11 protein-coding genes are annotated in these 11,734 nt (G+C 59.2%); 3 read left to right on the top strand and 8 right to left on the bottom strand.

Translation table 11 applies throughout. The features are described from left to right. Both HX790_RS20195 and HX790_RS20190 read right to left on the bottom strand, forming a co-directional pair. Positions 1-2,942, bottom strand: a 2,942-nt coding sequence (locus tag HX790_RS20195; RefSeq protein WP_176992005.1) for a DUF6531 domain-containing protein, incomplete at its 3' end; no start/stop codon positions are given. A gap of 184 nt (positions 2,943-3,126) precedes the next feature. Then, entirely contained in the window at positions 3,127-3,741 is a 615-nt protein-coding gene (locus HX790_RS20190) for a LysE family translocator (RefSeq protein WP_017134642.1), read from the bottom strand. A 145-nt stretch (positions 3,742-3,886) separates the two neighbouring features. Between HX790_RS20190 and HX790_RS20185 the strand changes: the two genes are divergently transcribed. Together HX790_RS20185 and HX790_RS20180 are read left to right on the top strand one after the other, a co-directional pair. Then, positions 3,887-4,972 (top strand): DUF1615 domain-containing protein, encoded by a 1,086-nt coding sequence (locus tag HX790_RS20185; protein ID WP_099547657.1) that lies wholly within the window; start codon positions 3,887-3,889, stop codon positions 4,970-4,972. A 90-nt stretch (positions 4,973-5,062) separates the two neighbouring features. Beyond that, positions 5,063-5,488 (top strand): PaaI family thioesterase, encoded by a 426-nt coding sequence (locus HX790_RS20180; RefSeq protein ID WP_017134644.1) that lies wholly within the window; start codon positions 5,063-5,065, stop codon positions 5,486-5,488. 244 nt (positions 5,489-5,732) lie between these two features. On the opposite strand, the gene HX790_RS20175 is transcribed toward HX790_RS20180, so the two are convergent. The 3 genes from HX790_RS20175 to HX790_RS20165 are packed head-to-tail and all read right to left on the bottom strand — an operon-like array spanning position 5,733 to position 8,315. Next, the gene (locus HX790_RS20175; RefSeq protein WP_017135010.1) at positions 5,733-6,914 is read right to left on the bottom strand and encodes an acetyl-CoA C-acetyltransferase; all 1,182 of its coding nucleotides are present in this window, start codon (positions 6,912-6,914) and stop codon (positions 5,733-5,735) included. 11 nt (positions 6,915-6,925) lie between these two features. Then, positions 6,926-7,585, bottom strand: coding sequence for a CoA transferase subunit B (locus HX790_RS20170; protein WP_017135011.1), 660 nt, complete (start codon positions 7,583-7,585; stop codon positions 6,926-6,928). A 31-nt stretch (positions 7,586-7,616) separates the two neighbouring features. Then, on the bottom strand, positions 7,617-8,315 hold the full coding sequence (locus tag HX790_RS20165; protein WP_017135012.1) for a CoA transferase subunit A: 699 nt from the start codon (positions 8,313-8,315) through the stop codon (positions 7,617-7,619). A gap of 133 nt (positions 8,316-8,448) precedes the next feature. On the opposite strand from HX790_RS20165, the gene HX790_RS20160 reads away from it, so the two are divergent. Continuing rightward, complete coding sequence (locus HX790_RS20160) at positions 8,449-9,351, top strand: LysR family transcriptional regulator (protein ID WP_017135013.1); 903 nt, start codon at positions 8,449-8,451, stop codon at positions 9,349-9,351. 122 nt (positions 9,352-9,473) lie between these two features. Here the strand turns inward: HX790_RS20160 and HX790_RS20155 are convergent, their stop codons facing one another. The 3 genes from HX790_RS20155 to HX790_RS20145 form a co-directional block, all read right to left on the bottom strand. Continuing rightward, a complete protein-coding gene (locus HX790_RS20155) occupies positions 9,474-9,803 on the bottom strand; it encodes a hypothetical protein (RefSeq protein ID WP_017135014.1) in 330 nt (109 codons plus the stop codon). A 602-nt stretch (positions 9,804-10,405) separates the two neighbouring features. After that, a complete protein-coding gene (locus HX790_RS20150) occupies positions 10,406-11,254 on the bottom strand; it encodes an NAD-dependent protein deacetylase (RefSeq protein WP_176992001.1) in 849 nt (282 codons plus the stop codon). Between the two features lie 8 nt (positions 11,255-11,262). After that, positions 11,263-11,703, bottom strand: a complete 441-nt coding sequence (locus HX790_RS20145) for a CBS domain-containing protein (RefSeq protein WP_017135016.1) — start codon at positions 11,701-11,703, stop codon at positions 11,263-11,265. Positions 11,704-11,734: the final 31 nt, after the last annotated feature.

Raw genomic sequence — 11,734 nt, 5'->3', positions numbered from 1 at the left:
ACGAGCTGACTGCCGTCGTCGCCGTGTTCGGTTTTTTCCGCCAGGTTGCCGTTGAGGTCATACACGTAAGCCGTGCGCTGGCCGTCAAAGCCGATTTCCTGCTGGATCAGGCCGTTGGGGTGGTAAGCGAGTCGGTAGGTTTCGCCCACCTCGTTTTCGATCGAGGTCAGCAGCAGGCGCGCATTGTCGTAGCGGTACTTGACGTGGGTGCCATCGGCGTTGATACGGCGGCTGATCAGGTGCAGGCCGTCGGCGTATTCGTAGCGGGTGACGTGGGTAAGTTCGTCGTGTTCGGCGGTGATTTTTCCGTAGGCGTTGTAGCTGTATTCGCGTGTTGCACCGCCTGGCAATACGACACGAATCAACCGACCCACGCTGTCCCACTGAAACTGGGTCAGCGCTCCCTGTTCATCCTCGCGGGCAACCTGCCGACCAAGGTCGTCATAGCGATAACGCTTGATACCCCCATTGGGCAGCAGCTCCTCAAGCAACTGCCCACGCTCATTCCAAACCAGCCGATGGCAACTGTTATCGGGAAACCAAACCCCCGTCAGCTGCCCATATTTGTTGTAGCTGTAGTCCGTAATATTGCCGTCAGGATCGGTCTTGCGAATGACGTCGCCCTGATCGTTACGCTCATACTTCCAAACGGCCTCACCACGGCGTACAACCCGCACGAAACCGTTGTCATGCTCGTAGGACGTCGGCTCATCGTCCCCCGGAAACAGCGCCACCAAGCGTCCGGCGTCGTCGTACTGATACGCCGTCACCGCCCCAAGCGGGTCCTGCTCGACCGTCAGCCGGCCCTTGTCGTCATAAGACTTGAAGTGCTCAGCACCGTCCGGATCAATGCGCTGCACCAGCCGCGCACGGTCATCGTGGACATACACTTCCCGGCTGCCATCAGCGTTATGCACCGTGACACGGCCGTCATCCCCCCAGGCATACCGCGTATCCATCTGCGAGAAGCTGGCCCAGTGCCGAACACACCGCGCCGCCTTGCCAGCCCGTTCCCATGCCCAAAAGAAGCTCGCCCCACCGGCCAACCCACGCTCAAGAATGACGTGCTGCTCGTCGTAGCGATAAACCTCGCTTTCACCCACGGCATTGGTCGCAGAAACCAGTCGGCCAAGGTCGTCATAGGCGTAGGAAACAACCTTCTGCTCCGTCACCCATTCAAACGGTTCGTGCCCCTTGGCCCGATGAACCTGATAGTCCACCGCCACAATGCGGCCCAGCTCATAACGCAGAAACAGCGAGCGACCCACACCGTTATCCAGCCGCTCAACCCGCCCCAAACGATCGCGGAAAACCCGCAACCGGTTGTCATACGCATCGCTGATGGCGGTCAGCACACCCTCTTGAAAGTGGTAGAACAGCGACGCCTGGGCCAGCACCAGTTCATCGGGCAATTCACCCAAATAGATCGCCGCTTCAGCCAAGCTATTGGTAATCGCCGGTCGATTAGCGGTAGGCAGCACAAACTCAGTACGGCGGTTCTCATGATCCGTCCACACCACCGAATCACCCGAAACCACCAACCGCTGCGCCAGCGAATGACTCCAGCCAAACCCCAACCCGCAATCGACTTCCACCGCACTGGTGCGATACACCCGCGTCCACTCAAACGGCAAAACCCCATCCAGCGTGCCGTCTGTGAGCGTCAGCAATTCCTCGCCGGTGACCATCGAAACGGGGCAACCGTGGGTGACGGTTTTGTCCGCAGGGGCCGCCGCATCGCCGTTCAGGTTCTTGCCAGAAGCCGGCACATCATCCACAGGTTCCTGGCGCACCAACGCGGTCTGCTGCGTCTTGCCGCGCACCGCCGGCACCGGGTTGGCAACCAACTGATCCCCAGCCTTCAGCGGCGCAACCGGCACGGTCTTGATCGGCGTCGGGGCACTGCTCAGCAACAAGGGTTTAACCGCCGCTACATGTGGCTCCAACGTCGGCCCCACATGCTGTTTTGCCAGCAACTCGAGCAAACTCCGCGCCCGTCCAGACTTGATGTGCCCGAGGACTTGAGTGCCCAGGCGTACCGCCACGCCCATGCCCGCCGTCGCCCGAATCAACAGCAAGTTAATCAACACCTCGCCGGTGATTTCGCCCATCAGCTCCTGCATGTCTTGCGGCGGCAGCAGGCGCATCCAGCTGACCATCGCCGACACGTAAATGAACAACAGCGGCTCATCGCTGAGTACCAGCAGGCCGTTGGCGATCGCGTCATTGCTGAGTGTCAGCAGCTCATCAAGCTCGGCCTGGGAGATGTACTTGAGCAACTTTTCGCTGTTGGGCTTGATGTCCGCCAACATGTCAAACAGCTGCGTCAAGTTGTCCCAAAGGGTGTAGAGCGCCGTGCCCATGCCATTGAGAGCCGCTTTCTCCAGCATCCTGCGTTGATCAAGCGGTTTGGCGTCGGTATAAATTCTCCACTGCGCTTGGAAGGTGTCGTTCCACTCTTTACGCAGGCGCTCTTCCAACCCCGCAATCACTGACTGATAAGACGCGTACAGTGCCTTGACGTGATCTTTGGAAACATCGGGGTAAAAACTGATTCGGTACGATTGATTACGATCACACTCGGTGATTTCGAGAATGCCGCTGGGGCCGATGGTGTGGTGGATCGGCTCGCCCAATGGGCCGCCGTTGGGATCGACGCGTTGCAGCACCACCGGCGTATTGCCGATGGGCACAAAACGCGTGCTTTGGAACATATGCACCAGGGTCAACGTGCCATTGGCCTGGCACGTGGCAACGGTGCTACTGGGAATGATGGAGCGGTTGATCGGGGCGACCAGCGCCACCTCATCCCCGACCTTGAACACCTGCTCGACATCCAGCGCCGAGAAGCTCCAGAAGCTCGACGCCCATTCGTCAAAGGTATTCAGGCATTCGCGAAAATCACGGAAGACGCTTTCAACGTCGACCGTCTTCACGTCCATTGGGGTCAGGGCCAGCCTGCCAATGGCCGGGTTCAAGCGCTAGCCCCTTTGGCCCGGGCTCTAACTAACAAAACCATCTGCAATCCCTCGCACTGTGTGATCAGGCGAAGGACTTTGCAGCGGTTTTCAGGAAGGATCTGTAGAGCTTATCCGGGTGTTGGGTAGGAGGTTTCGCTAGTTCTTGTCAGCGCTGCGCAAACGCCAGGTTCAACCCCAACCCCGCAAAGGCTGCGGCAAAACTGCGGCGCAACCAATTCTGTACCCGTGGTGACTCGATCACGGCACGGCGAAACACATTGGCCAGCAGGCCGTACACCACAAACACCGCAAACGTCATCGCCATGAAAACGCCACTTAGTACCAGCATCTGCACAGCGGGCGCCGTGCTGCCGGGGGTGACGAATTGCGGCAGGAAGGCCAGGAAGAAAATCGTCAGCTTGGGGTTCAGGATATTCAGCAGAAAGCCGCGCAGCATCAGGCTGCGTGCAGTCGCGACCGCTGGTGTGTCGCTCATGGCGAAGGCCGAGCGGTCACGCCAGGTGGCATAGGCCAGATACAAAAGGTAGGCCGCCCCAGCGAATTTCAACGCCTCAAAGGCCAGGGCGCTGGTATGCAGCAGGGCGGAAAGGCCCAATATCGATGCGAGCAAGTGGGGAATGATCCCGGCAGTACAGCCCAACGCGGCGAACAGGCTGGCACGCTTGCCGGCAGTGAGGCCGGTGGACACGGTAAAGATCACCCCAGTGCCGGGGATCAGCACGACGATCAGGCAGGTGACGAAGAAGTTCAGGCTGAGCATGGCATTCAAACTCCTTGTACGAATGGTCGATGACCGATCCTGTCACGTTCAGTGATAACTGGCGAGTGCAACAGGTCGGCGAACCCCGGTTAGACTTACCTGTCGATATCCGCACAACCGGCCCGTCGTTATTCAAGGAAACCCCATGTATTCAAGCCGCCTGATCCTGTGCCTCACCACCTTGCTGGTGCTGGCCGGCTGCTCCACTCCACGCGGCCCGCAGCAGCCTGAGCGCAGCGAGGCCGAGGTGAAGGCGCAGATTGTGCGGCTGTTACCGGCCACGGTGGCGGACCGCAACGGCTGGGCCAAAGACATCTACACCGCCTTCGACACCCAGAAAATCTACCCCAGCAGCGAAAATATCTGCGCTGTGCTGGCGGTGACCGAGCAAGAGTCCACCTATCAGGTAGACCCGCCGGTGCCGAACATGGGCAAGATCGCCCAGGATGAAATCCTGCGCCGCGCCGGCAAGGTCCATGTGCCGGCCTTTGTGGTGCGTACCACGCTGCAACTGCGTTCGCCGACCGGCAAGACTTACGCCGAGCGCCTGAATGCCGCGCGCACAGAGAAGGACTTGAGCGGCATTTTTGACGATTTCATCAGCATGGTGCCACTGGGTAATACCTTGTTCGGCGGCTTTAACCCGGTGCACACCGCCGGCCCCATGCAGGTCAGCATCGATTTTGCGCAGCAACACGCCCGCGATTATCCCTACACCGTGGATGGCACAATTCGTCGCGAAGTCTTCACCCGTCGTGGCGGCATGTACTTCGGTATCACGCATCTTCTCGGTTACCCGGTGAGCTACGACCAGCCGCTGTACCGCTTTGCCGATTTCAACGCGGGGTGGTATGCCAGCCGCAATGCCGCGTTCCAGGCTGCTGTCAGCCGAGTCAGCGGCACCGAGCTGGCGCTGGATGGGGACCTGATTCGTTATGGCTCACTGCTGCCCGGCACCACCGAGTTGGCGGTGCGTTCCCTGGGCGCGAAGCTGGATATGCGCAACCCCAGCATCCGCAGCCAGCTGGAAAAGGGCGAGCAGCTCGACTTCGAAGAAACCACCCTCTACAAACGCGTATTTGCCCTGGCCGACAAAGCTGCCGGCAAGCCTGTGCCGCGCGCGATTTTGCCGGGCATCGTGCTCAAGAGTCCGAAGATCACCCGCAACCTCACCACCGCGTGGTTTGCCAAGCGTGTGGATGAGCGCTATCAGCGTTGCATGAAGCGTTAGCTGATTGTTGATCATTGGCTTGGCTGATCTTGATGGTGAACTTGGGGAGGCTGGGGTACACCTCGTGTTTTGGCCAAGGAAGAGCTCGCCATGATCACTTACACCGTGCCCGAAGGCTTTGTCTCGCTGCCACGCAGCAGCCCGTTGCTCGACCTGTTAGGTCCGGCGTATTGCCGGGGTGAAGGGTTGCAACTGGAAATCGGCCTGCGTGCCGACAACCGCCACGCCAATGGGCGCGGCACGGTGCACGGTGGGGTGTTGGCAACGCTGGCGGATGTCGGCATGGGCTATGCGATGGCGTTTTCCAGCGAACCGCCGTTACCGCTGATAACCGCTAGCATGACCCTGGACTACCTGGGTGTCGTGCAGGTGGGGGAGTGGATTGTTGTGCGGCTGGAGCACCACAAGCGTGGCAGGCAGATGGCGTTTGCCACCGTGAGCCTGCAAGTGGGGGACAAGGTGGTGGCACGGGCGAATGCGGTGTTTGCGGTACCTCACTCTGACGATGAAGATTAAATGTGGGAGCTGGCTTGCCTGCGATAGCGGTGTGTCAGCCAAGCAGTTGTTACCTGATACACCGCTATCGCAGGCAAGCCAGCTCCCACATGAGTATTGTTTTTTTTCAGGAAAACCGGGCAAAGAAAAGGCCCGATTTTTCGTGGAATCGAGCCTTTTCTCATGTTGCTCTTGTCGACAGGGGCTGCTGCGCAGCCCAACGGGAGCAAGCTCCCTCGCCACAATTAGCCTGTTGCTCTTTAGATCAACTGCGCTCGAGGGCCAGCGCTACGCCTTGGCCGCCGCCGATGCACAAGGTGGCCAGGCCTTTCTTGGCGTCGCGCTTGATCATTTCATGCAGCAGGGTCACCAGCACGCGGCAGCCTGAGGCACCGATCGGGTGGCCGATGGCGATGGCGCCGCCGTTGACGTTGACCTTGTTCGCATCCCACTCCAGCTCTTTGCCCACCGCCAGAGATTGCGCGGCGAAGGCTTCGTTGGCTTCGATCAGGTCCAGGTCACCCAGGCTCCAACCGGCTTTGTCCAGGCAGCGGCGGGTAGCCGAGACCGGGCCGATGCCCATGATCGCAGGGTCCACGCCGGCGTTGGCATAGCTGGCGATACGCGCCAGCACCGGCAGGCCGAGAGCCTTGGCTTTTTCGGCGCTCATCAACAAGACAGCGGCGGCGCCGTCATTGAGGCTGGAGGCGTTGCCGGCGGTGACGCTACCCTCTTTCTTGAACGCGGGCTTGAGCTTGGCCAGCGACTCGGCTGTGGTGCCGGCGCGCGGTTGCTCATCCACGGCGAAGGACAACGGATCACCCTTGCGCTGTGGAATCAGGATCGGAGTGATCTCATCGACAAACCGGCCGGCTTCGATAGCGGCGGCGGCTTTCTGCTGGGAGGCGGCGGCGAAGGCGTCCTGGGCTTCACGGCTTATGCCGTACTTGTCCACCAGGTTCTCGGCGGTGATGCCCATGTGGTAGTCGTTGAACGCATCCCACAGGCCGTCAGTGATCATGCTGTCGAGCATCTTGGCGTGGCCCATGCGCAAACCGGTGCGCGCAGCGGGTAATACGTACGGCGCCAGGCTCATGTTCTCCATGCCGCCGGCGATGATCACCTCAGCGTCACCACAACGGATGGCTTGGGCACCCAGGTGCAGGGCTTTGAGGCCCGAGCCGCAGACCTTGTTCAGGGTCAAAGCCGGCACCGCATGGGGCAGACCCGCCAGAATAGAGGCCTGGCGCGCCGGGTTCTGGCCGCTGCCTGCGGTCAGTACCTGGCCGAGGATCACTTCATCGACCTGAGCCGGGTCCAGACCGGTCTGCTCCAGCAGGCGACGGATCACGGCCGCGCCCAACTCCGGTGCCGGAATGCTGGCCAGCGCTCCTTGAAAGCTGCCCACGGCGGTGCGGGTGGCAGCAACAATCACGACGTCTTGCATGGAATCTGTCCTCACTGGAAGTGCATTTCTGGAACGTGGTCCGGGACGATCAGTTTACCGGCGGTCTTGCTCACAATCTCTTCAACGCTGACGCCAGGTGCGCGTTCCTTGAGGACAAAAGCGCCATTTTCGATTTCCAGGTACGCAAGGTCTGTCAGCACGCGCTTGATGCACTTGGCGCCGGTCAGCGGCAGGCTGCATTGGCTGAGCAGTTTGGACTCCCCGTCCTTGGACGCGTGGGTCATGATCACGATGATGTTTTCTGCACCGGCCACCAGGTCCATGGCGCCGCCCATGCCCTTGACCAGCTTGCCGGGGATCATCCACGACGCGATGTTGCCTTGCACGTCCACTTCAAATGCGCCGAGCACGGTGAGGTCGACATGCCCGCCGCGAATCATTGCGAAGGACTCGGCAGAGGAGAAGATCGAGGCGCCGATGCGTGCGGTCACAGTTTGTTTGCCGGCGTTGATCATGTCGGCATCGATGGTTTCTTCGGTCGGAAACGGGCCCATGCCGAGCAGGCCGTTTTCCGATTGCAGCATCACTTCCATGCCTTCGGGGATGTAGTTGGCCACCAGGGTCGGGATGCCGATGCCGAGGTTGACGTAGAAACCGTCCTGCATTTCGCGGGCGACGCGTTGAGCCATTTGTTCGCGGGTAAGAGCCATGTGTTGTCTCCTTATTATTTGGGCTGGCGGATTATTTGCGGACGGTGCGCTGTTCGATGCGCTTCTCGAAGGTGCCGCAAATGACTCGGTCGACGTAAATCCCTGGGGTGTGGATATGCGCCGGGTCCAGCTCGCCCGGTTCGACGATTTCTTCAACTTCGACCACGGTGATCTTGCCCGCAGTAGCCGCCAGCGGGTTGAAGTTCTGCGCGGTATGGCGGTAGATGACGTTGCCGAAGTGGTCGGCTTTCCAGCCTTTGACAATGGCGAAGTCGCCGGTGATGGACTCTTCCATCAAGTACGGGCGACCGTTGAACTCGCGGGTCTCCTTGCCTTCGGCCACCGGAGTGCCGACGCCGGTGGCGGTGAAGAAGGCCGGGATGCCGGCGCCGCCTGCGCGCATTTTTTCGGCCAGGGTGCCTTGGGGCGTGAGCACCACTTCGATTTCGCCGCTGAGCAGTTGCTTCTCGAACAGCGCGTTTTCACCGACGTAGGAGGCGATTACCTTGCTGATCTGCTTTTCTTCCAGCAGTACGCCCAGGCCAAACCCGTCAACGCCGCAGTTGTTGGAAACCACGGTCAGGTCGCGGGTGCCTTTGCGCTTGATCTCGGCGATGAGGTTTTCTGGAATGCCGCACAGGCCAAAACCACCGGAGAGCACGGTCATGCCGTCTTCCAGGCCTGCCAGTGCTTCTTCATAGGACGCCACGCGTTTATCGAAACCTGCCATATGCACCTCTTTTATTGTTTGTGGGCCAGCCAATGAACTGAGTGTTGCGCCGACGGATTGATTTGTTAAGTTGTTTTTTAAGGTTGATTGATTTAGAAAACAGCATAGTCCAATCGCCGCCCGGAGCAGCCTCATGACCGTCAAACAGATGCGCGCCTTTCTCGCCGTGGCCCAAAGCCTGAGTTTTGCCGCCGCCTGCGAGCGCCTGCACCTTTCCCAATCGGCGCTGAGCCTGACCATCAAGGGCTTGGAGGAGGGCCTGGGTGGGCGCCTGTTCAGCCGCAATACCCGCAACGTCGCACTGACACCCGAAGGTGAATCGCTGCTGCCGTTGGCGCGCCGGTTGATTGCCGACTGGGACAATGCCGAAGACGAACTGCGTCAGCGTTTCACCCTGCAGCGTGGCCGCGTCACCGTGGCGGCGATGCCTTCGTTTGCGGGCAACCTGCTGCCACCGATTCTTAAGATATTCCGCGCACGTTACCCGCAGGTGAATGTGACGGTGCATGACCTGATCAATGAACAGGTGCTGGAAATGGTCCGCGATCGCCAAGTGGAGCTGGGCGTGGCGTTCGAGCCATCCGAAGGTTCGTCCCTGGCATTCACGCCTTTATACCTGGACCGGTTTATTGCGGTGGTGCCCGGTGATTCGCCCTTGGCGCAATGTACCGAAGTCGACTGGAAAACCCTGTTGGAACACCCGTTCATCACCCTGCAACGGCCCTCGACGGTGCGCGTGATGCTGGAGGAGCACCTTGGGGCCTTGCAGATGAAATTGCCGGTGGCGTTGGAAAGCCATCAATTGGCCACGGTCGGCAAGATGGTTGCCAGTGGCCTGGGTGTCAGCGCCGTGCCTGCATTGTGCGCACGTCAGATGGAGGAGGCGGGCGCCCATTGCATCACCTTGAGCGATCCGGTGATCGAGCGGCCGATTGGCGTACTCACCAAACCCGGTCATGAACTGTCGGCGGCGGCGCAGGTGTTGTTTGATATTTTTCGCGACGAAGCCGCGAAGGGACGTTTCCCGACGTTTTGAGCGTGCCACAAAACAAATGTGGGAGCTGGCTTGCCTGCGATAGCCAGTTAACATTCAACAAAAGTGTTGGCAGTTAAACCGTTATCGCCGGCAAGCCAGCTCCCACAGTGGGCAAGTTTTACTTAGTAGTAGCGGTCGATCACTTTAACTTGCGAGTTATCCTTGAAAGATGCCCAGGCATTGTTAAGTGTGTCGAATACTTGCTCAATGAAGTTTCGATCGGCCGCCGCTTTCTTGCCGACATAACCCTGGCCGCGGCGGTACATCTTCAGGCGCGCCGCGAGTTCACGGTGAGTGCGGTCAAACTCGGCTTCTTCGGTGTGGGGCGCCAGGCAGTCAATTTTGACTTCGCCCGACTTGCCAACCCACAGGATATGGTCGTCGAGTTTGTCTTTTTGCGCTGCGAACATCTCAGCCAATTCATCGATAGTTGGTTGGTTGTTCAGATTCATGTGTAAGCCCCTTGACCAGTTGGCGATCTATCAGTTGGTTCGTTAAAACTGCTTAGTTGTCTCCGGTTGCGAAAACCGGGCGTCAGTAACGGTCTGCCGAATACGGGCAGGGTCTTGAACCTGATGCATGTAGTCTTGCTGATGAGCGGCTACGTAATGGTTTCATCACGAAGACAAGCAGCGTTTGAGCTCCTTGTACCGATCCTTGCGGGCCGGTCAGCTTCATCAATCTGCCTTGTGGGCAGTGCACATCCGGAAAAAACAGCTCGGCGGTCAGACGAGCTTGTTCAAAACGCGTGTTACCAACGCTCCCGATCCGGGAGACGTCTCGATAATGCAAGGACAAAAAGGTTACGTCAACGATTATGTAGTGATTATTTTTAGTCACTACATAAATTGCTGTGGGGACGGGAGAATGCGGGAAAACGTGACTTGGGCGTCATTTTTTGTGCGGTGGGTCGTGGTGGGCAGGTAGTCAATACGACGCGAGAACCCTGTGGGAGCTGGCTTGCCTGCGATCGCGGTGTGTCAGCCAAAGAGTTGTTAACTGATACACCGCTATCGCAGGCAAGCCAGCTCCCACAATTGAATTTGCAGTGTGCCTACTGACGCAATCGCTCGGCCAGCAGAGGCAACAACCGCTCGCATGACGCCTCGATTTTCACCTGCAACAGCTCATCCCCACGGGTCTTGCCCAGGTTGATGGCAATTACCGGCTTGCCTTGCTCCACCATCGCCTTGCACAGACGAAACGCCGAATAGGCCATTAGCGAAGAACCCACCACCAGCAGCCCGTCTGCATGCTCCACGGCGGCCATGGCCCTGGCTGCCGTAGCCGGTGCCACGTTCTCGCCAAAAAACACAACGTCTGGCTTCAAGCGCTCGCCATTGCAATGGGGGCAGCGCGGCACCTGGAAGCGTTCTTCAAAGGTCGGATCGAGCAGGGTGTCACCGTCGGGCGCCTGCACCGCGTGGACCTGCACCAGGTAAGGATTGTCGATTTCCATTTGCCGCTGAATCACATCGCGGGTACTGCGCTGCTGGCAGTCCAGGCACAGCACACGATGCAGGCTGCCATGCAGTTCGATCACATCATGGCTGCCGGCCTGATCATGCAGGGTGTCGACGTTTTGCGTGATTAGCCCGCTGATACGGCCACGCTGCTGCAGCGTGGCCAGCGCCAGATGAGCCTGGTTCGGCTGCGCAATACGCACCCGTGGCCAACCCAGCATGGCGCGTGCCCAATAGCGGCGACGCGCTTGCGCGGTGGCGAGGAATTCCTGGTACATCATCGGCGCCTTGCCACGGCGCACGCCTTCGCTGTCGCGATAATCCGGGATGCCCGATGACGTGCTGATACCTGCACCGGTCAAGACCAAAAAGCGTCGTTCAGCCATGGCCCGGTACAGGGTGTCGAGGTGATTTTCTTGATGGTCCAGCGTATCGAGCATGGGTTCCCCTATTCGCCGCGGATGTACTGCTCCAGCTGTTTGATCAGGTCGGTCTGTTCGGCAATGGCCTCTTTTACCAAGTCACCGATGGACAGCAGGCCCTTCAGTTCGCCGTCTTCGACCACTGGGAGGTGGCGCAAGTGACTGTCGGTCATGATGTTCATGCATTCTTCGACACTTTTATGGGTATCCACGGTGATGACCGGTGAACTCATCACCTCATGGACCTTTGTGGTAACCGAAGAGAGTCCCTTGAGGATGAGTTTGCGGGCGTAATCACGTTCGCTGATGATTCCGACAACCGCGCCGTCTTTGACCACCGGCAAGGCCCCGACGTTTTTCTCTGACATCCGCACCAGCGCCTCAAAGACCGTGTGGTCCCATTGAATGGTATGGACGTCCTGGTTCTTCTGGTCCTTGGCTTTGAGCAGTTGTGCAACGGTTTTCATGGCGGCCACTCCGGTGTTGTTATTAGGAAGT

Source organism: Pseudomonas sp. IPO3747, from assembly GCF_013385245.1.
Lineage (GTDB): Bacteria > Pseudomonadota > Gammaproteobacteria > Pseudomonadales > Pseudomonadaceae > Aquipseudomonas > Aquipseudomonas edaphica.
Note: the sequence above shows the minus strand (reverse complement) of the source record. Positions and strands in the feature narration are given on the sequence as shown.